Source organism: Streptomyces sp. NPDC051183 (genome assembly GCF_040682455.1).
Taxonomy (GTDB): Bacteria; Actinomycetota; Actinomycetes; order Streptomycetales; family Streptomycetaceae; genus Streptomyces.
The window spans coordinates 93,593-117,620 of sequence record NZ_JBFBBA010000019.1 but is presented as its reverse complement, the minus strand read 5'-3'; the positions used below and the strand labels follow the sequence as shown (position 1 = coordinate 117,620).

Genomic DNA, 24,028 nt, shown 5'->3' with positions numbered 1-24,028 from the left:
GCTTACCAGCCCAGTTCGTCGGCGGTGGTCTCGGCTATGGCGGGCGAGCAGGTCATGCCGCGGCCGCCGGGGCCCGTCACCAGCCAGACGCCTTCGGCCACCTGCTGGCGGTGGACGACGCGGGTGGTGTCGGTGCACTGCGCGTACACGCCCGCCCAGCGCCGTGTGATCTTCGGCAGCGGGCGGCCCAGGAAGGACTCGACGACCCCGGTGAGGTGGTCGTAGGGGTCTTCGAGGGTGTCGAACGCGAAGGGGTGCTCGTACTCGTGGGTGTCGCCGATGGTCAGTCCGCCGTCCTGGCGCTGGACCATCAGGAGCTGCATCCTGTGGGCGGCGGCGATCGGGGCCTGCGCCTGCGCGGCGCCCAGCGCGTCGAGGGCCTCGCCCCGGTACGCCGGGTAGTAGCGGAAGCTGTCGGCGTCCGCGACCGAGGTGGTCAGCGGCTCGCCCAGCGGGGCGGTCTGCATCATCTGGAGCCGGACCCGGCGCACGGGCAGGTCGGGGACCAGCTCGCGGACCAGGCCGGACAGCCATGCACCGGTGGCGAGGACGACGGCGTCGCCCCGGTGGACGTCGCCGTGGTCGTCGCGGACGGCGCCCGCGCCGACGACCTCGCGGACCTCGCGTCCGGGCAGGAAGGTGTAGCGGCCGGTGGCCCGGAGGGCCTCGCGCAGGTACGGCTGCGCGGTGCGCGGCTCGACGGCCGCGTCGCGCTCGCACCACAGGGCGGCTTCGAAGTCCCCGCGCAGGGCCGGGTTGATCTCCCGCGCCCGGGCGGCGGTGACCAGTTCGTAGCCGCGGGCGGCGGCGTCGGGGCGGGCGACGGCCGCCTCGGCGACCGCGTACTCGTGGGCGCCCCGTACGGGGGTGAGGGAGCCGATCGCACGGAAGCCCAGGCCGGGCACCTCCGCGCCGATGCGCTCCCAGAGCTCACGGGCCCGCAGGGCGGTGTCGAGCTCCTCGCCCCCGGCCCGTCCACTGACCCAGATCTGGCCGAAATTACGCAGGGATGCTCCGCGGGCCTCCGCTTCTCGCTCGATCTGGACGACCTCGTGGCCGCGTTCGACTGCTTGCCAGGCGTGCATGGTGCCGACCACGCCGCCTCCGACGACTATGACTCTCACGGCGTCCACGGTGGCCGCGGCCCATGGACCCGGGGGATCCCCCCGGCAACGGGCCGGTGAACAGCCTCCGACGCTTGGACCAGACCCGTTACCATTCCGTGATGTCAGTACATGCCTTTCTTCCGTTAATGGCTGTTCGGCCGGGGACTATTCGGGCCGCAGCCGGGTCGTGAAGCTGAACCGGTCGCCACGGTAGAGCGAACGCACCCGCTCCAGCGGCCGGCCGTCCTGGTCGCGCGAGAAGCGGTGGATGAGCAGCATCGGGAGGGCGGGCGGGGTGCCGATCAGCAGCGCTTCGCGGGGGGTCGCGAGCACCGTCTCCAGCTTCTCGTCGGCGTCGCCGAAGGAGATCCCGAGGCTGTCGCGGAGGTATCCGTAGAAGGAGGAGTCCGGCTGGAAATCGCCGTCGAGGCGGGGTGCGCGGGCGACCCGGATGTAGGTGCTCTCCAGGCCGACGCGCTCGTCGTCGGCGAGCAGTACGCGCTCCAGGTGCCAGACGGGCTCGCCCGGCTCGGCGCCGATGCCGGCGGCCAGGTCGGGCGGGCAGGGGAACTGCTCCAGGCCGATGAGGTGGCGGCCGGGGCTGCGGCCCTGGCGGCGTACGCCCTCGGTGTAGCTGGCGAGCGAGAGCGGCTGCTCCAGCTTCGGCCCGGCGACGACGGTCCCGCGGCCGGAGCGGCGCAGCCGGCCCTCCAGCAGCAGCTCGCGCAGGGCCTGGCGGACGGTCTCGCGCGAGACCTCGTACCGCTCGGCGAGATCGCGCTCGGTGGGCAGCAGCCCGCCTTCGCCGAGCTCGTCGAGGAGCTCGGCGATGCGGGCCTTGACGGCGTAGTACTTGGGGATGCGGCCGTGCTCCGGAATACCGGAACGCACCGGCCGGCCGGGCCGATGGGGCTGATACCGGGTCTGTTCTTCCACCCTCGGACTGTACGTGGGCGAGGTGTACGGAGATCACGGGGCGCGGGGGGCGCCGGTGGCGGGGTCCGGGCCGCCGGGGCGCGGATCCCGCCGCGGGTGCGGGCCGGGGCTGCGGGACAGCCGGCCGGGGGGGGGCGGCGGCGCGTCAGTGGGCGGCGGGGCGGCGGAGGCGGCGGGCGCCGAGCAGCAGGCCGCTGCCGGCGGCCAGGGCGGCCACCGCGCCGAGCGCGTACGTCGTCCCGCGCGGGCCGGTGTCCGCGAGCGAGCCCGCCCCGCCGTCGTCCGGCCCCTCCACGGTGAACCGGTAGCCGCCGGCCTCGCCGACCCAGTCGCCGTCGTCGCCCTTGCGCTGCACGAGGGCCGCGTCGGCGACGGCCTCGCCGTGCGGGGCGTCGGGGGTGAAGGCGAGCCGGACCTTGACGGTCAGGGACCCGCCGGCACCGACGGTGAAACCGGAGAACGCGTCGCCCCCGTCGAACACGGCGATGATCTCGTCGCGGTCGGTGCGCTCCATGCTGACGGGGAAGGTGCCGCCCTGGGTGTCGAACTCCATCCGGAAGTGCGCCGGCCGCAGTGCGCGGGCCGTGTCCGTGAACACCACCACCGGGTGGATGGCGCTGCATTCACCGCCGGTGGTGTTGGTGAGGTCCAGGTACCAGCCCTGCGCGTCCCCGCCGGTCCGGTACACGGCCGGGCCGCCCCGGATCCGGGCCCCGATGGGGAACTGCGGGGCCTTCGCGTCCCCGCACGTGGCCTCCACGCGGGAGGGCAGCGCGGGCGCGGGGCGGGCTCCGCCGCCGGTGCCGATGTCCGCGGCCGCGGAGGATGCGGCGGCGGCGACCAGGACGGCGGCGAGGGCAAGGGCTTTGCGCAGTCGCATGGAGGGCCTTCGCTACTCGCCGGACAGGACGATGGTCGGACCAGGCGACAATCACTCCGGCCCTGCCCGCACCCTGCCACGCGTGCGCGACCCCCCTCCGCCGCCACGCCCGGATCACTCGGGTTTACCCCCATTCGGCCACCCGGTCAACCCACCCGATGGCCGACGCCACGACCGGACGCCGGCCGCAGCCCGGCTACGGGGTGCCGCGACCGAAGAAGGGGGTCAGGGCCAGTTCCGCCGCGCCTTCGGCGACGCTCGTCGGGGACAGGGAGACCTCGGGCGGGGCCGGGGTGAGGGCGCGAGCCGCCAGGACCGCGCGGACCCCGTCCACGAAGACCTCCGGGGCGGCCGCCACCACGCGCCCGCCCAGCAGCACCCGGTCCACGTCCAGCAGCGCGACCAGGTTCGCCGCGGCCTCGCCCACGATCCGCGCCGCCCGCGCCGAGTCCCCGCGGGCCACCGCGGCCAGGCAGAGCACCTCCGCGCAGCCCCGCGCCCCGCACCGGCACGGCGGCCCGTCCAGCGACAGCACCTGGTGGCCGAACTCCCCCGCCGCCGAACGGGCCCCGCGGTACACCTCGCCGCCCAGCCGGAGTCCCGCGCCCAGCCCGGTGCCGAGGTGCACGTACACCGCGGAGCCGTCGCCGAAGCCGGCCGCGGCCGCCGCACCCGCGTTGGTGTCCTTGTCCAGCCGCACCGGAGCCCCCAGCCGCCCCGCCAGGACCTCCCGCAGCGGGAACCCCTCCCACTCCGGGTGCCCGGTGACGCGCCCCAGCACCCCGGCCCGCCAGTCCAGCGGACCCGGCGCGGCCACCCCCACGCCGAGCGGGGGCCCGGCCGGGTCCGCCACCCGCGCTACCCCCCGTACGACCGCTTCCACGACCGCCTCCGGACCGGCCCCGAAGTCCAGCGGGCCCCGCCACCGCTCCAGGACGCGGCCCGCGAGGTCCACCCGTACCGCTGTGAGCTCGTCGCGGTCGAGCTGCACCCCGATCGCGTGCCGCGCCCCCGGCGCGAGCCGCAGCAGCGTCCGCGGCTTGCCGCCGGTGGAGGGCTCGCGGCCGGCCTCCGCCACCAGCCCCTCGGCCCGCAGCCGCGCCGTGATCTTGCTGACCGCCTGCGGGGTGAGCCCCGTACGGCCGGCGAGCTCGCCGCGCCCCAGCCCCGCCGGGCCGGCGCCGCGCAGCAGGTCCAGTACGAGCGCGTCGTTGTGCCCGCGCAGCGCCGGCAGGTTCACCCCGCCGCGCCCATCGCGCGTACCGCTTCCGCCCGTACCGCTACCGCCCTCATCGCCCCTGTTCACCCGCCCATTCTCCACCCTCCTTGCACTTCAGCAACACTGTTGCCAAAGTGTTCACCATGAACGACACCGCCCCCGGCACCCCCCTCCGCGTCGGACTGATCGGCTACGGACTCGCCGGTTCCGTGTTCCACGCCCCCCTCGTGACCGCCACCGAGGGCCTCGCCCTCGACACCGTCGTCACCTCCGACCCGGACCGCCGGACCCAGGTGCGCGAGGCGTACCCGGACGCCCGGACCGCCGACTCCGCGGCCGAGCTCTGGGAGCGCGCCCCCGCCCTCGACCTCGTCGTCATCGCCTCCCCCAACAAGACCCACGTCCCGCTCGCCACCGCCGCCCTCAACGCCGGCGTCCCGGTGGTCGTGGACAAGCCGCTGGCCGCGACCGCCGCCGAGGCCCGCGAACTGGCCGACCTGGCGGACCGGACCGGAACCTTCCTCTCGGTCTTCCAGAACCGCCGCTGGGACAACGACTTCCTCACCCTGCGCCGCCTCCTCGCCGAGGGCGAACTCGGCGAGATCCAGCGCTTCGAGTCCCGCTTCGAGCGTTGGCGTCCGCAACTGAAGGGCGGCTGGCGCGAGTCCGGCGCCCCGGAGGAGATCGGCGGCCTCCTGTACGACCTGGGCAGCCACGTCGTGGACCAGGCGCTGGTGCTGTTCGGCCCGGCGGTACGGGTCTACGCGGAGACCGACGTGCGCCGCCCGGGCGCCGAGGCGGACGACGACACCTTCATCGCCCTCACGCACGCGAGCGGGGTCCGCTCGCACCTGTACGTCAGCGCGACCACCGCCCAACTGGGTCCGCGCTTCCGCGTCCTGGGCTCGCGGGCCGGCTACGTGAAGTACGGCCTCGACCCGCAGGAAGCCGCCCTGCGCGACGGGCTGCGTCCGGGCACGGACGTGCTGTGGGGCGAGGAGCCGCCGCACGTGTGGGGCCGGCTGGGCTCCGGCGAGTCCCCGCTGACGGGCGGCGGGACCCCGGTGCCGACCGAGCACGGCGACTACCCGGCGTACTACGCGGCGGTGGCGGCCGCGCTGCGCGACGGCGGCCCGGCCCCGGTCACGGCGCACGAGGCGGCCGAGTGCCTGGCCGTGCTGGAGGCGGCGCGCACGTCGTCCCGGGAGGGCGTGGCCGTCGAACTGAAGGCGGCGCATTAGCGGAAAAACGGCGTGCTGGGGCCGGAGAACGATCTATCCTTCACAGGTTGTTGATGATCACACATGTGAAGAATGGAATTCCGCTTTGAAGCTGCCCCGGATCGCAAACGTCGTCGCCGCCGCGGCGATGGCCCCGGCCGTCATGCTCTCCTCCCCGGCCTTCGCAGCCGACTCGGCGTCGGTGGCGGCGCCTTCGGGCCCGGCCGTGGCCGACCGGCTGCCCGGCGGCGAGAGGTCCGGGGAGCAGGCCGCGGGGCCGGGGGCCGACGACGCGCAGGCCGCGAGGGACCGGGCGGCGATCGAGGCGCTCCTACGGGACCCGGCGAGCGGCCCCGGCGTACGCCGCGCAGCGGAGACGGCCCTGCGGGGAACGGCCGCGAACATGCGGCAGTTCCTCGACGTCGAGTGGGCGAAGGAGCAGCTCACCGACGATCGGGTGCGGGTCTCGCAGATCCACACCGCCGGCGGCGTCGCCGTGAAGCGCGAGGCCAAGCGGGCCCTCGCGGCGAACACCCAGGCGGCTCTCACCGAGTTCCTCACGAACGGGCAGCACGTGGCCCGCTTCGAGGACGACCGGGTCGAGCTGGCGCGGATGCTGGACGGCGCCGGCAAGGGCATCACCGAGGCGGCCAACCGCCTGCTGGACACCGGGACGCGCGAGCAGGTCCGCGAGTTCGTCGCGAACGGGCAGCACACGGTGCGGGCCCAGGACGACCGGGTCGCGGTGCTCCGCATGCTGGACGGCGCCGGGCCGGGCCTGAAGGCGGGCATCGTCAAGCTCCTCGAAGGCAACCCGGGCCCCGCGCAGCTGCGCGAGTTCGTGAAGACCACGCAGCACCAGCTGCGCGACACCGACAACCGGGTGCTCATCCTCTCGATCCTGAGCAAGGAAGCCGGCCCGGAGATGAACAAGGCCGCCGTCGCCGCCCTCAACGGCACACCCGAGGACCGCGCCCAGTTCCTGAAGACCGGGCAGCACGAGGCGCGCGCCAAGGACAAGGCCGCAGGGGGCCAGACCGGCAAGCCGGACGCGGACAACACCGGCGCCGCCAAGCCGGCCGTGGCGACAGGCACGGGCAACGTCACCAACACCGGAAGCGGCACCGGCACCGGCACCGGCACCGGTGGCAACACCAAGGTGACCCCGGCGGGCGGCTCCGGTTCGCTCGCGAAGACCGGCGCCGGCGACGAGAACGGCTGGATCGCGGGCGCCGCGGCCGCCGCGCTCGCCGCGGGCGCGGGCCTCGTGCTCGCGGGCCGCCGTCGCCGCACCTCGGCCGAGGGCTGACACGTACGACGGAAGGGGTGGGACCGCCGTCGGCGTCCCACCCCTTCCGCTTGCTCGCGCTGCGCGCTACGCGCCCTTGAACTCCTGGCGCTGGCGGCCGAGGTTCTCGATCTCCAGCTCCACGACGTCGCCGGCGCGCAGGTACGGCTTCGGCTCCGGCTGGCCCATGGCCACACCGGCCGGGGTGCCGGTGACGATGACGTCGCCCGGGTGCAGCGTCATGAACTGGCTCAGGTACCGCACGACCTCGCCGACCGGGAAGATCTGGTCCGCGGTGTTGCCGTCCTGCTTCAGCTCGCCGTTGACCCACAGCTTCACGTCCAGGACCTGCGGGTCCGGGATCTCGTCGGCCGTGACCAGCCAGGGGCCGAGCGGGGTGAAGGTCTCGCAGTTCTTGCCCTTGTCCCAGGTGCCGCCGCGCTCGATCTGGAACTCGCGCTCCGAGACGTCGTTGACGAGTACGTACCCGCCGACGTGCGCGAGGCCCTCCTCCGCGGAGGCCAGGTAGCGGGCGGTGCTGCCGATGACGACGCCGAGCTCGGCCTCCCAGTCGGTCTTCACGCTGCCGCGCGGGATGAGCACGGTGTCGTCGGGGCCGCCCACGGTGTCCGCGGCCTTGAGGAACAGGATCGGCTCGGCCGGCGGCTCGGCGCCGACCTCGGCCGCGTGCCCGAAGTAGTTCAGGCCGATGCCCACGATCTTGCCGATGCGGCCGACGGGCGCGCCGATGCGCAGCCCCTCGGCGTCGAGGACCGGAAGCTCGCCCGATACCGCGGCGTCCCGTACCCGGGACAGCACGGAGTCGTCGGCCAGGAGTGCGCCGTCCACATCCGTGATCAGGCCGGACAGGTCCCGCAGGGTCCCGTCCTGGTCGAGCAGCGCGGGGCGCTCCGATCCGACCGGTCCGACACGCAGCAGCTTCATGGGCATTCTCCCGTGGTCGAGGGTGGTCGGCCCATGGGCATGCCCGGGGCCGGCCGATGGGTTGCGGCCATCGGAGGATTGGTCGATCCTCCAAGAAGTCGGACCAATCCGCAAGACCCTGTTCACAGACTGGAACGCGCTGCTCCGGCTTCCGCTCCCACTCCCGCGATCTTCGACTCCGCCCGATCCTTGCGGTGCTGGAGCCACACGCGCTCCGCCACCGACCAGGCCGTGGTCGTCACCAGGTACAGCCCGGCGGCCAGCGGCACGACGGCAGCGGTGATCAGCGTCCCGAACGACAGCAGGGGCAGTACGCCGCCCAGCTTGCGCATGAGCTCCTGCTGCTCGGCGGTCACGGCGGGCGCGACCCCCGCCCGGCCGTTCGCCCCGGCCCTGGTGGCCGCACCCCTGGCCCCGGCCTTCGCTCGACGGCCCGACGCCGACACCGCCGACGCCGTCTCCGCGGCCGCGGCAGCCGTCAGCGCCGCCGCCCGGCGCCCCCGCACCGCGCTCCACGCGGCCACCGCCGCGGTCGCCGCGAACAGTCCGAGGAACACCAGCCCCTGCGCCCCGAACAGGCCGCCCTCCCCGAGCGCCTCCGTCCACCGGGACCCGAGGGGCGCGGCGAACAGCCGGTGGCCCAGCAGCTCATTGGCGGCCCCGCCGATCCGGTCGGAGGAGAACGCGCGGTACATCACGAAGAACACCGGCAGCTGGAGCAGTACGGCCAGGCAGCCCGCCGCCGGCGTCGCCCCGCGGAAGGCGGCACGGCTCAGCGGGTGCAGGGCGAGCCGTACGAGAACAGTGAACAGCACGATCGCGGCAGCGGTCGCGGACCCGGCCAGCGCCGGCTCCAGGAGCCGGCCCAGCTCGGCGACAAGATGAGTGAAAACGGACACGCGGGCCCTCCGAGGGGTCTCGTCGAACGTCGAAAAGAGGTGCATTTCGGCGTGACGACCCGCGAGGGGCGACAGCAGTGATCAGTCAGAAGAAGGCGAGAAGTCGAGAAGTCGAGAAGTACTGCGCGCCCCTACGCGGCCGTCAGGACGAGACGGCCGGGAGCCCTGGGCCTCGACCGGCCCGAGGCGTCGGGATCGCGCTGCGGCAGGAACGCCGTGCGCTGCTCGCGATCACGGATCGCGGTGCGTATTCGGTGCGGCGGCACGGGCCGGACGAGACGCGCGGCCAGTGCGGCGGTGCCCACGGCGACGGTGGCCGCGAGGGCCACCACGACGGCGCCCACTCCGACCAGCCCGCCCTCCCCGAGGCAGAGCCCGAGGAATCCACCGACCAGGAGCAGGCACAGGGACAGGAACGACAGCGAGCGCGCACTGCTGTGCCGGACCATCCGAACCGCCCCCTCCCGCTCGCGCTCCCGCGCACGAACTCTCGTACGAGAACCAGTACTCGGTTCCGATACTAACCGGGCCCACTGACAACACGCCGTACAGCCCCTGGAGTTTCCCCGTCCCCGCACCCGCACCCGTCCCCGCACCCGTCGTCGTCCCCGCACCCGGGCAGCGGATCGCGGGCCAGCACCTGCTCGTCCGGGCGCCCGTCCCCCGTCTCGCGCGGCCCGAGCCAGGTCACCGCCAGAGCCACCGCGAGGTTCGCGGCGAGCGCGACCATGCCCGCGTTCACGCCCCACGCCGGGTCGTTGCCCGTGAAGACCAGCGCGCAGACCACCCCGACCCCGACGAGCAGCCCGCTCAGCGCGCCGGCCGTCGTCAACCGCCGCCACACCAACCCCAGCAGCAGCATCGGCACCAGTTGCGCCATGCCCTCGTAGGAGACGAGCGACAGCCGCACGAGCGTGTTGGGGGCGATGTACGTCATCACCAGCGCCACCGACCCGACCGCCACCACGACCACCTGCGAGGCGAGCTTCTGCCGCTCCCCCGAACTCCAGCGCGGCGCGAGCGAGAGCACGCCGCGCCCCCACATCGTCCCGATCACCAGCATGAACACCGCCATCGGCACGATCGACGACAGCGCCGCCGCCACCCCGATCAGCCCGACCGCCCACGCCGGCAGCAGGTCCACGACCAGCCTGAACAGCGCGAGGTTGGAGTCCGCGCCCGCCAGCCCCGGCACCACGAACAGCGCGGCCATGCCCAGCAGCATCGGCACGAACAGCAGCACGTTGTAGGCGGGCAGCAGGATCGCGTTGCGGCGCAGCGCGTCCGCGTCGCGCGCGCCCAGGTACCCCGCCACCGTGGTCGGGAAGATGACGACGGTCAGCGCGTTGAGGACGGTGGTGGAGGCGAACCACGCCGTCCCCAGGTTCCCGCGTCCGCCCGCCCCCTGGGCGTCCGCCCCGCGACTCCCGTGGCCGGGCAGCGTCAGCCACTGCGGCCGCTGCTCCACGAGCCGGTCGAAGAGCTCCCCGTACCCGCCGAAGTAGTGGACCGGGACGTAGACCGCCAGGAACCCGAGCGTGCCGATGACCAGCACGTCCTTGAGCACCGACACCCACGCGCTGCCGCGCAGCCCGCTGACCACGACGAAGCCGGTGGTCACGGCGAAGGCGACGAAGTAGGCCCACTCCAGCGACACGGCCCCGTACGTCACCGTGGAGACGACGACACCCATCCCGGTGATCTGGAGCTGGATGTAGGGCAGCAGGAAGACCGTGGCCAATACGGCCACGGCCGCGCCCAGCCAGGGCCGCCGGTAGCGGTGGGCGACCATGTCGGTGATCCCGACGAGCCCGTGGCGCCGCGCGTAGTCCCACAGCATCGGACCGACCACGTAGCCGAGGGCGTATCCGCAGGTCATGTACGCGACCACGTACATGACCGGGGCCCCGTAGTTGTACCCCCAGCCGGCGGCGCCGAGATAGCTGAAGCTGGTGTAGCCCTCGCCCGCCATCAGGACCCAGATGAACACGGTCCCCAGCGAACGCCCGCCCACCGACCACTCGGCGAGCCCCCCGCCGCCCGCACCCTTCTTCCCCTTCCCCGGACCGCCGCGCACTGCGAGCAGCCCGAGCACGACGGTCGCCACCATGAACACGGCGAAGACGGAGGTCGCCACGGCTGCCGCACTCACCGGCGGCCACCGCCGTGGGCACTGCTGTGGGTACTGCCGTGGTCACCGCGCCAGGCCCGCCAGACGGCGAACGGGGTCACCAGCGTCGCCCCGACCAGCCACGCCAGCAGGAACGGCACCCTCCCGAACACCAGCGGCTCCACCCGGTTCACCAGCGGAAGCGCCCCGCAGAACAGCACGAACGGCACACCCAGCCACAACAACTGAGGACGTATCACCCGATTCCGACGCACCGCCCCACCCTAGGACTTGAGGGTCCCCCAGACCACCAGGCGGTACTTGGAGGTGTACTCCGGCGTGCAGGTGGTGAGCGTGATGTACGCCCCGGGCGCGCTGTAGCCGTACTCCGGCTTGACGGCGCTCCGCGGCACGGGCCCGATGACGCCGGTGTCCCGCTCGGTCGTCTCGGCGAGCACCTTCCCCACGACATACGTGTACCGCTTGCCCCGCACGTCGACGAGGACCTCGTCCCCCGCCCGCAGCCGGTTGATGTACCGGAACGGCTCCCCGTGCGTGTTGCGGTGCCCGGCGAGCGCGAAGTTCCCCTGCGCTCCGGGCTGCGCGGTCCCGGCGTAGTGCCCGGCGTACCCCTTGTCCAGCACGGTGCGCTTGTCGACCCCCTGGGCGATCGGCACGACGACGCCGAGGCGCGGGATGCGCAGCACCCCGTACGCCGATTCCCGCGGCCGGGGCTTGGGGGCGACGGGGGCGGGGGAAGCGGGATCGGGATCGTGACTCGGATCGACTACAGCCGGCGGGTCCGACGAGGCGGACGGCGGGGACGGGGCGGACGAGGTGGACGGTGTCGGGGGCAGATCCGGCGGAAGACCGATCCACTCCCGCTCCAGCTGGCCGACCCGCTCGTGCGCGGCGGCGAGGGCCTGCCGGTTGGTCCACCACACCTGGTGCACCACCAGCAACAACACCACCACGCCCACCGTGACGGCCACCTCGGCGCACACCCACAGCAGCCCCACGAGACCGGCCCGGCGCACCCGCCGGCCACGGCCCTGCACCACCACCCGCACGTGATCCCGCACGGCCCGCACCTTAAGTCCTCCCCCGTCAACTGACCAGCAGCAGTACGGTGTGAACCATGCGCCCCGACACGCCTGCCGAGCACATCGCCGAAGCCGAGCGCCTCATCCGCACGGCGACCCGCTACCCCGAGGACCAGGAGCCCCTGCTCCTCCAGGCCGCCGCCCACCTCGAACTGGGCGACGCCCGGGACCGCGCCAGCGCGCTGTACGACCAGCTCCTCGCCGCCTCGCCCGCCGACCCCCACCTGATCAAGGCCCTCCAGGCGGCCAACCTCTGGGAGTACGGCCACGAGCCCGAGGCCCGCGCCCTCATCCAGGGCATCCGCGCGGCGGCCCCCGCGGACCCGGCCCCCTGGGAGGTCATCGCCGAAGCCCTGGAGGCGCACGACGAGTTGGAGGCCTCGCACGACTGCTTCACGGAGGCGGCGACCCTCCTCATCCCCGACAACGCCCCCCTCACCCGGGCGACCACCGCGCTGCTCACCGGCCGCCACCGGGTCCGGCGCCTGCTCGGGCTCCCGCACGACGACTGGGACATGGTCGCCGACACCCGTCACATCGGCCCGATCCCGCTGGACGAGCTGCACGACCCGAAGCGCATCTGGGCCCTGGGCTCCGACGACCCGGCCGAGCTGCGGGCCGAGATCGCCCGCCTGCGCGCCGAACTGGGCGACCGCCGCGCCGCCCTCTCACGGCCCTTCCCCGTCGCGATCCTCCACTGGCCGCAGCGCGAGCTGGCCGAACTCCTGACCAGCTACCCGACCCTCGGCGCGGAGTACCCCTCGCACGAGGCCCACCTCGCGCAGATCGAGACCTCCCTGCGCGCCCTGGCCGCCTCGGGCACGACGAACCTCGGCATCGTCACCGCGAGCGTCCCCTCGTACGAGGCCTTCGCCGCCTCGGAGAAGACCTCCCCGGCCTCCCCGTCCCTCCTGGCGGAGTACGCCACCACCCTGGCCGCCCGCGGCAAAGCCACCCCCTGGCCCCCCACCCCCACCACCCCGTGCTGGTGCACCTCGGGCAAGCCGTACGCGGAGTGCCACGGCGACACCTCCCCCGGCCCGGTGTAGCGCCGCCGAATCCATGCGTATCGCATCTCGGACAGTAATGTCCTATGACTGCCTGAAATAAGATCCGTGCGTTAGCGTCGTCCTACATCCGCAGACGTGGAGTGGCAACTGCCTCCGATGCCGGGTGCCTCTGCCCCTGCACACAAGAGGTTTGCCGCTCACATGCCCTACTCAAGTTCCGGCGATTGGCAGTTCAGCGTACCCACGCAGGGCAGCAAACGGCTTCCGCCAGCTGCCCGCTACGTGGAGTCCCTGGCCCACCAGGGGTACGGCTTTGAAGCTGCCATCGCTGACCTCGTCGACAACTCGATCGACGCGGGTGCCAGAAACGTCGTGGTCAGCTTCCTTCGCGACGGCGACCGTCTGGTCAGCCTGCTGGTCATAGATGACGGCAAAGGCATGGACGACGGCGCCCTGGATGTCGCCATGGTCGTCGGCGGTCGTGAAGCGTACGAGGACAACTCACTCGGGCACTTCGGCGCCGGCCTCAAGGCCGCCTCACTCTCTCACGCTGACTCACTGACGGTCATCAGCCGTACCAAGCGAAGCCCCGCCACCGGACGGCGCTGGCTCACCGCACACGCGCAGCAGGACTTCAGCTGCGACATTGTCGACTCTCAGTACTGCCAGGACCTGGTCGACCGCTACGACGGGATCATCGACTGGCATGGCACCATCGTCCGCTGGGACGGCGTCCGCGCCTTCGAGACGATCCTTTCCGGACAGAGCGACCGCTTCCTCAATGAGCAGATCGACAAACTCGAGACCCATCTCGGTCTGCATCTCCACCGGTTCCTCGCAAGGGATGACTTCCACATCGACCTCGTGGTCGAGGACGTCAGGACGAAAGAAGAACTTGACCACCGCGGGGTAGAGCCGATCGACCCATTCGGATATCGGTTGCCGGGCCGGTCCGGATATCCGCGGGCGTACACAGCACTCGTTGAGGGGGTCGGCCCTGTCACGCTCAACGCGCACATCTGGCCGCCGAAGTCCCAGCTGGTCCCCTATCGGGGCATCGGCCCGCTCGCAGACCGGCAGGGCTTTTACATCTACCGCAATGACCGCCTGGTCCAGGCTGGGGGCTGGAATGGCACCCGGAGTGCTGAGACGCATCACAACCTGGCCCGCATCGCCCTCGATCTCCCCTCTTCTCCGAATGCGGTATTCAGTCTCACCGTGAAGAAGGACGGCGTGACCGTCACACCCGCCTTTGCCCGCGGCCTGGAGAGCGCTGCCGATTCCAGCGGACACACCTTCACCGCATATCTGGCGGAATCGGAGAGTGCCTACCGGGAAGCAGCCAAACGGTCCGCGGAAGTTCAGCGCAAGGAAGCCGTGCCTCCCGGCAAGGGAATAGACCCCAAGCTCAAGCGCACGCTCCGCGACGAACTACCCCAGCTCGACGGTGAAGCACCAGTCACCTTCCGGTGGGACGTATTGCCGCCTCATCTCTTCTTCGATCTCGTCCGCGATGAGCACGTTATCCGACTCAACAAGGACTTCCGGTCGGCCTTCAATAACGGCCGGCGATCCGGTGCGAATGACGCTCCGGTCCTGAAGGGTCTGCTGTACCTCATGCTCGAAAAGAACTTCCGCCTGGGTCGTTCAAGTGCCCAGCGCGACGACGAGATGGCTCTATGGAACAGCATCCTGCTGTCTGCCGCCCGTTGCGAAATCTCCCGCTGACTGGAGCCGCTGACTTCCATGCAGGACCATCTCCTCAACCTTCACACCGACGCCCTCGGAGCCATGCGGCGCGCGCCGCGGCCCTTCGCGCCGCTCGCGGCAAGCCTGAGCGACACCGCCGACGGGCATGACGCGGACCTTGACCTCTTCCAGTCCCGCATGACTGGGGGAGATCCCGAGCTCTCCGCGCTGTGGAACCGGTCCCTCGCCCAATGGGATGCCGTGCCGGACACGGCATGGTCCTACGCCGCGCCCAGGACGGATGAACGACGATTGGACGCGTACACCCGCCTCGGATTCGGCGCGGATCTGCGCAAGATTCTCGACGCGGCAGCACCGGTCGACAAGGAACCTCGTGCCGTCGTCATCAGTGAGACCAACCAGGCGTGGTACACGCGGGACGGCGCGGCCTCACGGTCCTTCTACTGGCCTGCGTACGAAAACCTGCTCCGCTCGAAAGGCTGGACCGAACCGGCGATCACGAGTCTGGGAGACGCGGCGCACAGCGTCGTCGAGCGCCTGGCCAATCCTGCACGTGCGGAAGCCTATGGCGCCCGTGGGCTGGTCGTCGGCTATGTCCAGTCAGGCAAGACCGCCAACTTCACCGGTGTCATCGCCAAGGGGGTAGACGCCGGCTACCGGCTCGTCATCGTGCTCGGCGGAACTCTCAACCTGCTCCGGGGCCAGACACAGCGCCGCCTCGACATGGAACTGATCGGACGGGAGAACATCCTGCGGGGCGCAGATCCCGGTGATCTCGATTCCCTGATCGGCGTCGACTACCAGGATGACGAAGACTGGCCCCGGAAGTTCGTATCGCACGGCGGCCGGCCGTCCCAGCTCGGGGCCTTCGATATGGAGCGGCTGACCACGAAGGACAAGGACTACCAAGGTCTGGAACAGGGGATTCGGGCACTCGACATCGAGAAGCTCGACCGTTCGCTCCCTCTCTACGACACCGCCAATCTGCACCATGCGGCAGCACGCATCATGGTCGTCAAGAAGAACAAGGCCGTCCTCACCAAGCTGGTGAAGGATCTCAAGAAGATCGGCCCGATCCTGAGCGAAATTCCCGCTCTGATCATCGACGACGAGTCGGACCAGGCCTCCGTCAACACCACGGATCCCCGCAAGCGGGAAGAGGGCAAGGCCAACCGGTCAGCGATCAACAGCCTCGTCTGCGATCTGCTGGACCTGATGCCGCGAGCCCAGTACATCGGCTACACGGCGACTCCCTTCGCGAACGTCTTCGTCGACCCGGACGACGCGGCGGACATCTTCCCGCGCGACTTCTTGATTTCCCTGCCCCGGCCCTCCGGGTACATGGGAGTTGAGGACTTCCACGACCTCAACTGCGACCTGCCCCTTGCTGAACGCACGCTCGCGACCTCCCAGGAAGCCGCTCACGTCCGAGGAATCGACAGTACGAGTGGCGACCGCCTCCTGGAAGCCATGGACGCCTTCGTACTGGCCGGAGCAATCAAGCTCTACCGGGCCGAGCACGGTGTGGCCGACAACAAGTTCCGGCATCACACGATGCTGGTTCACGAATCGGTACGAATGGCGGACCACGCCGCACTTGCAGGGCGCATCCAGGGCCTGTGGAACTCCTCATACATGAGCAGTGAGTCCCATGTCCGTCTGGCGGCGCTCTACGACTCCGATTACAAGCAGGTCTGCGACGCACGCGCCGACGGACTGCCGGTCCCCTCTTCCTACGAGCAACTGCGGGCTCACGTCAGCAGGGCGCGGCAGCTGATCGGGGCGGGCGGCAACCCTGTCATCATCGTCAACGGCGCCAGCGAGCGGGACTACGAGCAGGCCGAGCTGGACTTCGACCGTACTCCCCACGTATGGAAGATCCTGGTCGGCGGGACCAAGCTGTCCCGGGGCTTCACCGTAGAGGGACTCACCGTCACGTACTACCGCCGCAAGACCCAACAGGCGGACACACTGATGCAGATGGGCCGCTGGTTCGGGTTCCGGGATGGCTACCGCGACTTGGTACGCCTCTACATCGGCCGCGAGGAGCCGTTCGGCCGGGACAAGACCCTCGACCTGTACGAAGCCTTCGAAGCCATCTGCCAGGACGAGGAGGCCTTCCGATCACAGCTATCCCAGTACGCGGAGATGGTCGACGGAGAACCACAGCTGACGCCGCGCCGAGTACTGCCGCTCGTCTCTCAACACCTCGGCTTGGTGAAGCCTTCTGCGCGGAATAAGATGTTCAACGCGGAACTTGTAGAGATCCGTTCACCAGGCCGGCCGATTGAGCCCGCCGCCTACCCCGGCAACCCGGCCACGGTCAGGGCCAATGCAGGACGCTGGGAACCGCTCCTGCACGTCTTCGGTTGCGACAGGCAGACTCTGGAACTTCCCCCGGACGACACCAGCCCGCTCAGGCGGAGGTTCGAAGCAGCCACCGCCCGCGTCGCGCACTCCACCGTGGTGAACGTGCTGAGCCAGCTGGAGTGGGAGGGAGACAACCACTTCGCACCCCACCTCAGCTATCTGAGTCAGCTCAACGGAACACTGGCCACGGTGGACGACTGGCTCATCGTCGCCCCGCAGACGACTCCGGGCCGGCGCATCGAGGGCAGCCTCCTCGGATCCGCCCCGACCTCACTTGTCCGGCGCACGCGACAACTGGGAAAACTGTCGTTCGGCCGAATCTCCGGGATGGATCACCGACGATGGGCCGAAGCTCTCGTCAAGAACACGCAGGGAGGTTCCGTCCCCGCACCGGTGAACGTCGGACCGCACACCGGGGTCCTCCTTCTCTATCCCGTCATTGAGGCGTCCAATGACAGTGAGCTGAGGTCAGCCGTCAACAACGGCGCGGTTGATCCGGCGCGCACCATCCTGGCGTTCACCGCGATACCGCCCACCGCGGCCAACGACTCCTCGCGTCGGCTGCTGCGCTACCAGGCCATACGCTCCGACTCCTGAAGCCAGTTGAGGGCAGCTCACGAACGAGCCAGAGCCGCCTTGCTCCGTGCCGCGCTCCAAACAGACAGGACGATCAGCCTTGCTCCCTCTGGACATCTCAGCCGCTGCCAGCATTCACGCGCAGGGCCTCCTGCAGGCTGACCAGGAGCTGGTGGATGTCCATGCCCATTTGCTCAGTCTGGACCCCACTGGACACCGCTTCGCCGGCGTCCTGCGTGACACGATCGACCAGCTGCTGAACGGCGAGGTAACGGGCCGCTTCGACTGGAAGACTCTCTTCAAGACGGAGAAGACGCACGCCGGCACGCTCGTAGAGATCAATCTTCAGAGGGAGTTCAAGTTCACCGACGGCATCGACATGGACTACCGGATTGCTGGCACGGAGGTCGACTGCAAGTACTCCCAGCAGTTCGGCGGCTGGATGATTCCCCCGGAGGCAATCGGACACCTGTGCCTGCTCGTTTGGGCCGATGACTATAGCAGCCGATGGAGCGCCGGCTTGCTGCGCATCGACCGAAGGTGGCTGAACGGCGGCAGCAACCGGGACATGAAGCTGACCGTGAAGGCCGGGCACCGGGATAAGATCCTCTGGCTCTGGCACGAGCAGCCGCTCCCGGAGAACGTCCTGCTTCACCTCTCTGCCCCCACCCGTGACACGATCTTGTCATCATCCTCCGGGCAGAAGCGGGTCAACGAGCTCTTCCGGCGGGTGCAGCAGAAGCGGATCGGGCGCGGGGTGGTCCGCACGGTGGCACAGCAGCGGGATTACATGGCGCGTGTCCGTGAGGCGAAGGGGCGCGCCCGGACGGTCCTGCGCGAGGAGGGAATCCTGATTCCCGGCCACTTCAGCAGCCACCAGGCCGTAGCCCGAGCCTTCGGCGTGGAAGTGCCGCGTCTGGGGGAACTCGTCAGTTTCCGGGTCGCCCGAGCGCGGCAGCATCACGGAACCCGGCCCCGTGTGGAGATCGGCGGAGAGCTCTGGGTGCTAGCGGACGCAGCTGACCCGGTGGAGACGGCACCATTCCTTCCCAAGCACACGGAGGGCGAGTCTGATTGACCTGGAGAGCCGGGGCGTGGACGGCTAGTGTGCACGCCACAGGCACATGGGACGACATGATGGGATTCCCCTGAGGAGCAGGGCAGCACGATGACCGATGACTGGGACCCCCCGGCAGGATCCTGGGCTTCGTCGGCGGCCCGGCGTCGGAACATGCAGGCGATCCGGAGCCGCGACACCAAGCCTGAGCAGCTGGTACGCAGGCTCGTGCATGCGCAAGGACTCCGGTACCGGGTTTCTGCACGGCCACTGCCGGACTTCCGGCGGACCGCCGACATGGTCTTCCGCCCGACGAAAGTAGCGGTCTTCATCGACGGCTGCTACTGGCACGGCTGTCCAGAGCACTACGTCCCGCCGAAGACCAACAAGGGCTACTGGTCGGAGAAGGTCACCCGGAACATGGCCCGCGACCGCGACACCGATGCCCATCTGCGCGAGGCCGGCTGGACCGTCCTGCGTTTCTGGGAGCACGAACCGCCAGAAACCTGCGCACTCACGATCGCCACAACGGTCACCCGGCTCAGGGGCTGAGCCGGGCTCCCCTCAGCTCTAGGCGCTGGGCGGCACCGTCGGCGTCTTCTTCTCCAGCGCGTCCCGGATCCTCTTGCCTACGGCCTCGGCAACCGGGGGCGGGAAGGCGTTGCCCACCTGCCGGTAAGCAGCTGTCTTCTTCCCCATGAACTTCCAGCTGGCGGGGAATCCCTGGATGATCGCAGCCTGCTCAACGGTCAGCTTGGGGCCGCCATCTGCGAACAGGTCCCGCTCCTTATCCTTCATCTGGTCCATGTCATTCGCTACTCCGAGGCCGCACACGCCCAGCTTCGACCAGGCCCTCTTCGCGCGCGTTGGGCCGAGGTCCGCGCCGCCGTGTTTCTTCGAACCACCGACCAGCGTGGGTGCGATGTCGGTTCTTGCGCTGTCGAGCCATTCCTTGAACTTGTCGTCAGCACGCGCATCACCTGAGCCGTCGAACCTGTCCCGCATAGTGTCGTGCAGGGCGTCACCGACGGTCACTTTCTGGATCTTCCGCTCGTCCTCTTCACTCACATTCCCGAAGGGAACGAAGTAGGGCGCGTACTCAGGCCGCAGGGCGACCAGGATCGCCCGAGGCCGCAGCTGCGGGACACCGAAGTGCCAGGCTTCCAGGACCTGCCACATGCAGACCTCATAGCCTTCCTCTTTCAACCGGCGCTCGATGGTGTTCTCCCGGTACTCCCGGAACTTATGAGGAGGCTCCAGCAGGCCGCGGACGTTCTCGATCATCACGGCCTTCGGGCGGAGGTCCCGGACCATGTCGAGCATCGTCGGGAACAGATCGCGTTCGTCGTTCTCCCCGAGCTGCTTGCCCGCCGCAGAGAACGGGGGGCACGGAACGCCGCCGGCCAGCAGATCGAGCTCCCCCTCGGCCAGTCCCAGCTCGGTCACGTCGAACGTGGTCAGGTCCCGCTGGAGGATGCGGACACCTTCCCAGCCCTTGCCCTTCGCATTGTGCTGGAGCGTAGCGATGGCATTCGCGTCGATCTCCACCAGTGCGTGATGCCGGAAGCCCGCACCATGAAGCCCCAGCGCCTGCCCCCCCGCCCCGGCACAGATCTCAACCGAGGTAAAGCTGCGCTCCGACTCAGTACTGGTCATGCACCCTCCATCCAGACTTAGCGGCGGCTACACCTTGCAACCCACCATCACAGAGGGTGACAGACCCCACTGACAACACGACTCCCAAGTGTGCGACACGATGGTGCCCGCCAGGAACTCACCACCCATCACAACGAACACACATACGATATGTGGCATGCGAAGCCCCTCGTGGTCCTGGGATGAACTGCTGCTCGCCTGCTCGCTCGTGGTCAGAAACGGATGGCGAGAATTGAGAGAGGGAGACGGAGCTGTGATGGAACTCTCGAACCTCCTCCGCTCGCTGCCCCTGCCGCAATGCGCGGCCATGGCTCAGACGATGCCGCAGTACCGGTCCGTCGGCAGCGTGTCCCGCAAGACCACCGACCTGGCATCAAACCGGCCCGGGTATGCAGGCACGCCGACCAACTGCAGCAAACTGGACAAGAAGATCATCGAGGCGTTCTGCCGCCAGGAGGCCGAGATGCTCAGCGCGGCGCAGGCGATCGAAGACGGTATCGCCTCGGGCCAGCTCGCCCTGATCCCCGAGCAGTATGGAGAGTGGGACGAGGATGAGGCAGTCGCCCAAGAGGGCCGGCTCCTGAAGCGATGGGCTCTGTCCAGAGAACGGAGCCCCGCTCTACGGCGAAGGAAGCTCGCGCAGATACGCAAGCAAGGACTGCCCTTCGCGTGTTCGGTCTGCGCCTTCGACTTCTCCCGCACCTACGGGCCGCTGGGTGAGGACTACATCGAGGTGCACCACGTGCTCCCGCTGCACATCGCGGGCCCCCGCGATACGAGGCTAAGCGACCTTGCGCTGCTCTGCGCTAATTGTCACCGTATGTGTCACCGCAACCACGAGGGTGTCTCTTGGCGTACCCCGGATGAGCTGAGAGCCACTCTGCCGCCTGCATGAATCCCCGTCATAACGGAAGCGCCAATTGGACGTGGCCGCGGGCCAGGGCTGTGGGTGGGGTGGGGCGGGTGGTGGCCAGGGTGAGGAGGGTGCGGAGGGCTGCGAGGACTTGGTCGGGGGTGTCGCGGATCATCGACGGGGTCGCGCTGACCACCAGGATGCCGTGGGACTCCAGGCGCAGGCGGCGGCGGAGCGTGGCGTGCCAGGCGTCGCGCGTGTAGTGGTACTCCGCGGAGTCGACCTCCAGGGCCACGCCCTCGTCGGGCCAGTAGGCGTCGGGGCTCGCCAGGAAGGTGCCGTCCGGGGCGTGGAGGCGGGCGTTCCAGAGCGGGGTCGGCAGGTCGGTCGCCGTCAGGGTGTCGCGGGCCCGGGCCTCGGCGAGCGAGCGGACGCCGACGAGCAGTTCCGCCGCGGCCGCGCGGACCGCGGGGCGGGCGAGGAGGCGGGCCGCGCGCAGTTCGGCGTACAGGTCCTGCGGGTGGCACCAGCCGGCCTGGACCACGTGGGCCAGGGTCGAGCGGATGCGGTCGGGGTCCCGCGCCCGGGCGGCGAAGTCGGCGGCCGCGCGGACCGGGCGGGTGCTCGGGATGCCCGACACCGCGATCGTGCGGGGCCAGAGGGAGGTCGGCAGCGGGTGGACCTCCGCGGTACGGGCGAGCCGGCGCGGGGCGCGGATCAGGACGTCCGCGGGGCGGTACGGGGCGTCGCGGATGCCGAGGAGGGCCAGGGCGGCGGCGCCGGTGAGGGCGGCCGTGTCCCCGGACAGGGGGTCCGTGGCGGGCTCGGCGGCGTACAGGACGGCGGCGAGGGCGCGTTGGCGGTGGTCGGGCGGGCCGGTCTGGAGCAGGTAGACGCGTGGCAGAAGGCGCTGCCAGGGGCCGCCGGGGCGGGTACGGGAGGTGATCGTGCCGCCGGGGACGCCGGCTGCGGTGGTGAGTTGGTGGCGCGTGGCCAGGTTGAGCTGGCGGCGCCCGATGCGGACCGTCGTCTCGCTGGTCGACGCATGCGTGGTCGACGCATGCGTGGTCGACGCATGCGTGGTCGACGCCCGCGTAGTCGACGCCCGCGTAGTCGACGCCCGCGTAGTCGACGCCCGCGTAGTCGACGCCCGCGTAGTCGACGCCTGCGTAGTCTGCGGCGTCGTTTGCCTCGTCGTCTGCGGCTTCGTGTCGCTCGGTGTGCGTGTCGTGATCATGCGCGGGTTATGCCCGGCCGCGGGCCCCGCACGCCCCCGGTTGGAAAGCGGTTGCCCTTGACCCGTGGCATGCGGTGGTATCCCCGCATGAGCAGGATTGCGCAGGTCATCGTGTTGGCAACGTACGCGGACGAGGTCATGGAGCCCCTCACCCGGCCCGACGAGTCGCGCAGCTGGAAGGGGGAGTTCAAGCCGCTCGACCTGTTCGTCGGCGGCTGGGTCATCGAGTTCTACCGGCAGTGGACCCGCTCAGGTCTGCTGGCGCACCTGGAATCGCTTCCGTGGCCCCACCCCGGGCGGGTACAGGTGCTCATCCACGACGAGGAGGACGACTGCTTCGGCGTCTGGATGATGTACGACGGCGCGCTGGTCGAGGTGCCCCTCCCGCATGTCCAGCGGTTCCACGCTCCGGCGCCGCCGACGGACGAGTTCACGCCGAGCCCGGGATACCTCTGGCGGACGGACGGGGATGCCGGTGTGCCCGCAGGCCTGTCGACCGAACGGCAGGATCCGCGACCGGCCTGGTAGGGCGCGCCCGCGCCGAACCGCCCCGCCGTCCCCGCTAGCGGTCCGGGTGGTGGGGCGAGAGGAAGACGACCACGCCCGTCTCCGTGCCCGGCAGGGCCGGGACCTCGTGCCAGCCCAGGCGGCGGTACGTGGCCACCGTGTCCGCCGCCAGGCGGGAGGTCAGGAGCCAGGCCCGCTGGTCCGGGGCGTCGGCGGTGATCTCCGTGAGCAGGGCCCGGCCGGTGCCGTGGCCGCGCGCGTAGGGGCGTACGGCGAGTTCGTCTATCTCCAGCGCACCCGTCAGGAGCTGCTTCACCCGGTCCGGCCCGAGCTGCGCCGCGACCTGTGCGTACGCGCGGTTCTTGGGGAAGGCCGCGGGGGTGATCCAGCCCGTGGCGAAGCCGTCGATGCCCGCCGCGGACTGGGCGAGGGCCGTACGGAACCCACGGCGCCGGGCGTCGGCCTGGAGGCGGATCGCGAACTGGCGAATGGTTTCTTCGTCCTCGTTCCACGGCGGGGCGGAGAAGACGTCGGCGTAGGCGTCGACCAGTTCGTCCGCGAGGTCGAGGACGGCCTGTCCGTAGCAGATCACGATGTCCGGGCTCCTGATGTCGATGTGGGAGAAGGGGCGGGGTGGGGGTGGTTTGCCCGTTTGGGTGGGGAGAGTGAATTTATGCCAGTCGCGTTCCAGGGTCCTACATCGCACGGATCCGGCGAGTGTGCGACAAATCCCCTCCCCGTCCTCCGTGTCGGGAAACCCGACGGGGGCGTTGAGCAGCCCGTGGACAGACTGTTTCGGGCCATCGGCTGGTGCGCGCTCGCGTTTCTTCTCGTGCTGGGCCTGGTGGCCCTGCTGCCCCGCACCGTGCAGGAATCGGTGCCGAACACCGTGATCGGCGGGGCCGTGATCGTCCTGGCGGGACTGGGTGCCCGCCGGGTGGTCAAGCGGTCGCGTTAGCCTCGTAGGCGATTCACTGATTCATGGATTCATCGATTCATCAGACAAGACGAACGAGGGAGTTGGCATGGCTCGCGTACCCAGTTCCGCAGTGGCGGCCGCCGGTCTGGTCGGCGGCTACGCCGTCGCCCGGTGGTCCAAGAGGCGCCCCCTCGGCGGTGTCGTGCTCGCCGCCGCCGGGATCGCCGCCGGCCGGGAGTGGCACCGCAGCGGCGGCGCCCCCGCCGCGGCCGGGCTCGGCGCGCTGTACCTCGCCGGGTTCGCGGGCGCGCACCCGCTGGCCAAGAAGGTCGGCGCCTGGCCGGCGGTACTCGGGGCCACCGCGGTCGTGGCCACCGCCGCCTGGGTCGTCGCCGACCGCGGCTGACCGGCAAAGCGGCCGCCGCCC

Annotated in this window: 24 protein-coding genes; 11 read left to right on the top strand and 13 right to left on the bottom strand. The window is 70.5% G+C overall.

Annotated elements, in window-relative coordinates; genetic code table 11:
- Nucleotides 1–2: 2 nt before the first annotated feature.
- The 4 genes from AB0M99_RS18855 to AB0M99_RS18840 form a co-directional block, all read right to left on the bottom strand.
- Nucleotides 3–1,124 carry a TIGR03364 family FAD-dependent oxidoreductase gene (locus AB0M99_RS18855; protein WP_365921728.1) on the bottom strand — a complete coding sequence of 374 codons (1,122 nt, stop codon included), beginning with the start codon at nt 1,122–1,124 and terminating at the stop codon, nt 3–5.
- 147 nt (nt 1,125–1,271) lie between these two features.
- A complete protein-coding gene (locus AB0M99_RS18850; protein WP_365921726.1) occupies nt 1,272–2,042 on the bottom strand; it encodes a GntR family transcriptional regulator in 771 nt (256 codons plus the stop codon).
- A gap of 145 nt (nt 2,043–2,187) precedes the next feature.
- Complete coding sequence (locus AB0M99_RS18845) at nt 2,188–2,922, bottom strand: hypothetical protein (protein ID WP_365921724.1); 735 nt, start codon at nt 2,920–2,922, stop codon at nt 2,188–2,190.
- A 196-nt stretch (nt 2,923–3,118) separates the two neighbouring features.
- Complete coding sequence (locus AB0M99_RS18840; protein WP_365921722.1) at nt 3,119–4,228, bottom strand: ROK family transcriptional regulator; 1,110 nt, start codon at nt 4,226–4,228, stop codon at nt 3,119–3,121.
- A 56-nt stretch (nt 4,229–4,284) separates the two neighbouring features.
- On the opposite strand from AB0M99_RS18840, the gene AB0M99_RS18835 reads away from it, so the two are divergent.
- Entirely contained in the window at nt 4,285–5,382 is a 1,098-nt protein-coding gene (locus tag AB0M99_RS18835) for a Gfo/Idh/MocA family oxidoreductase (protein ID WP_365921720.1), read from the top strand.
- An 85-nt stretch (nt 5,383–5,467) separates the two neighbouring features.
- Nucleotides 5,468–6,670: an ALF repeat-containing protein gene (locus tag AB0M99_RS18830; protein WP_365921719.1), complete on the top strand. Its 1,203-nt coding sequence runs from the start codon at nt 5,468–5,470 to the stop codon at nt 6,668–6,670.
- 66 nt (nt 6,671–6,736) lie between these two features.
- Here the strand turns inward: AB0M99_RS18830 and AB0M99_RS18825 are convergent, their stop codons facing one another.
- The 6 genes from AB0M99_RS18825 to AB0M99_RS18800 all read right to left on the bottom strand — a co-directional run bounded on the left by AB0M99_RS18825 (nt 6,737) and on the right by AB0M99_RS18800 (nt 11,685).
- Nucleotides 6,737–7,594, bottom strand: coding sequence for a fumarylacetoacetate hydrolase family protein (locus tag AB0M99_RS18825; RefSeq protein WP_365921717.1), 858 nt, complete (start codon nt 7,592–7,594; stop codon nt 6,737–6,739).
- A 122-nt stretch (nt 7,595–7,716) separates the two neighbouring features.
- Nucleotides 7,717–8,493 (bottom strand): hypothetical protein, encoded by a 777-nt coding sequence (locus AB0M99_RS18820; RefSeq protein ID WP_365921715.1) that lies wholly within the window; start codon nt 8,491–8,493, stop codon nt 7,717–7,719.
- A 131-nt stretch (nt 8,494–8,624) separates the two neighbouring features.
- Nucleotides 8,625–8,942: a DUF6412 domain-containing protein gene (locus AB0M99_RS18815; RefSeq protein ID WP_365921713.1), complete on the bottom strand. Its 318-nt coding sequence runs from the start codon at nt 8,940–8,942 to the stop codon at nt 8,625–8,627.
- 71 nt (nt 8,943–9,013) lie between these two features.
- Entirely contained in the window at nt 9,014–10,603 is a 1,590-nt protein-coding gene (locus AB0M99_RS18810) for a sodium:solute symporter family protein (RefSeq protein ID WP_365921788.1), read from the bottom strand.
- 38 nt (nt 10,604–10,641) lie between these two features.
- Nucleotides 10,642–10,878, bottom strand: a complete 237-nt coding sequence (locus AB0M99_RS18805) for a DUF3311 domain-containing protein (protein WP_365921711.1) — start codon at nt 10,876–10,878, stop codon at nt 10,642–10,644.
- Between the two features lie 9 nt (nt 10,879–10,887).
- Nucleotides 10,888–11,685: a class E sortase gene (locus AB0M99_RS18800; RefSeq protein WP_365921709.1), complete on the bottom strand. Its 798-nt coding sequence runs from the start codon at nt 11,683–11,685 to the stop codon at nt 10,888–10,890.
- A gap of 56 nt (nt 11,686–11,741) precedes the next feature.
- Here AB0M99_RS18800 and AB0M99_RS18795 point away from each other — a divergent pair, with 56 nt between their 5' ends.
- The 5 genes from AB0M99_RS18795 to AB0M99_RS18775 all read left to right on the top strand — a co-directional run bounded on the left by AB0M99_RS18795 (nt 11,742) and on the right by AB0M99_RS18775 (nt 18,981).
- A complete protein-coding gene (locus AB0M99_RS18795; protein ID WP_365921707.1) occupies nt 11,742–12,755 on the top strand; it encodes an SEC-C metal-binding domain-containing protein in 1,014 nt (337 codons plus the stop codon).
- A 162-nt stretch (nt 12,756–12,917) separates the two neighbouring features.
- Complete coding sequence (locus tag AB0M99_RS18790; RefSeq protein WP_365921705.1) at nt 12,918–14,444, top strand: ATP-binding protein; 1,527 nt, start codon at nt 12,918–12,920, stop codon at nt 14,442–14,444.
- Between the two features lie 18 nt (nt 14,445–14,462).
- Nucleotides 14,463–17,393, top strand: coding sequence for a Z1 domain-containing protein (locus tag AB0M99_RS18785; protein ID WP_365921703.1), 2,931 nt, complete (start codon nt 14,463–14,465; stop codon nt 17,391–17,393).
- Nucleotides 17,394–17,472: 79 nt separating this feature from the next.
- Nucleotides 17,473–18,450, top strand: a complete 978-nt coding sequence (locus tag AB0M99_RS18780; protein WP_365921701.1) for a NaeI family type II restriction endonuclease — start codon at nt 17,473–17,475, stop codon at nt 18,448–18,450.
- Between the two features lie 90 nt (nt 18,451–18,540).
- Complete coding sequence (locus AB0M99_RS18775) at nt 18,541–18,981, top strand: very short patch repair endonuclease (protein WP_365921699.1); 441 nt, start codon at nt 18,541–18,543, stop codon at nt 18,979–18,981.
- A gap of 18 nt (nt 18,982–18,999) precedes the next feature.
- On the opposite strand, the gene dcm is transcribed toward AB0M99_RS18775, so the two are convergent.
- Nucleotides 19,000–20,085 (bottom strand): DNA (cytosine-5-)-methyltransferase, encoded by a 1,086-nt coding sequence (gene dcm / locus AB0M99_RS18770; RefSeq protein WP_365921697.1) that lies wholly within the window; start codon nt 20,083–20,085, stop codon nt 19,000–19,002.
- Between the two features lie 256 nt (nt 20,086–20,341).
- On the opposite strand from dcm, the gene AB0M99_RS18765 reads away from it, so the two are divergent.
- Nucleotides 20,342–20,980: an HNH endonuclease gene (locus tag AB0M99_RS18765; protein ID WP_365921695.1), complete on the top strand. Its 639-nt coding sequence runs from the start codon at nt 20,342–20,344 to the stop codon at nt 20,978–20,980.
- A gap of 7 nt (nt 20,981–20,987) precedes the next feature.
- On the opposite strand, the gene AB0M99_RS18760 is transcribed toward AB0M99_RS18765, so the two are convergent.
- A complete protein-coding gene (locus tag AB0M99_RS18760; RefSeq protein ID WP_365921693.1) occupies nt 20,988–22,175 on the bottom strand; it encodes a hypothetical protein in 1,188 nt (395 codons plus the stop codon).
- Nucleotides 22,176–22,262: 87 nt separating this feature from the next.
- Between AB0M99_RS18760 and AB0M99_RS18755 the strand changes: the two genes are divergently transcribed.
- Complete coding sequence (locus tag AB0M99_RS18755; RefSeq protein ID WP_365921691.1) at nt 22,263–22,703, top strand: hypothetical protein; 441 nt, start codon at nt 22,263–22,265, stop codon at nt 22,701–22,703.
- Between the two features lie 34 nt (nt 22,704–22,737).
- Here AB0M99_RS18755 and AB0M99_RS18750 read toward each other — a convergent pair whose 3' ends face one another.
- Nucleotides 22,738–23,274, bottom strand: coding sequence for a GNAT family N-acetyltransferase (locus AB0M99_RS18750; protein ID WP_365921689.1), 537 nt, complete (start codon nt 23,272–23,274; stop codon nt 22,738–22,740).
- A gap of 189 nt (nt 23,275–23,463) precedes the next feature.
- On the opposite strand from AB0M99_RS18750, the gene AB0M99_RS18745 reads away from it, so the two are divergent.
- Nucleotides 23,464–23,640, top strand: coding sequence for a hypothetical protein (locus tag AB0M99_RS18745; protein WP_365921687.1), 177 nt, complete (start codon nt 23,464–23,466; stop codon nt 23,638–23,640).
- Between the two features lie 67 nt (nt 23,641–23,707).
- Nucleotides 23,708–24,007: a hypothetical protein gene (locus AB0M99_RS18740; RefSeq protein WP_365921685.1), complete on the top strand. Its 300-nt coding sequence runs from the start codon at nt 23,708–23,710 to the stop codon at nt 24,005–24,007.
- The last annotated feature ends 21 nt before the right edge of the window (nt 24,008–24,028 follow it).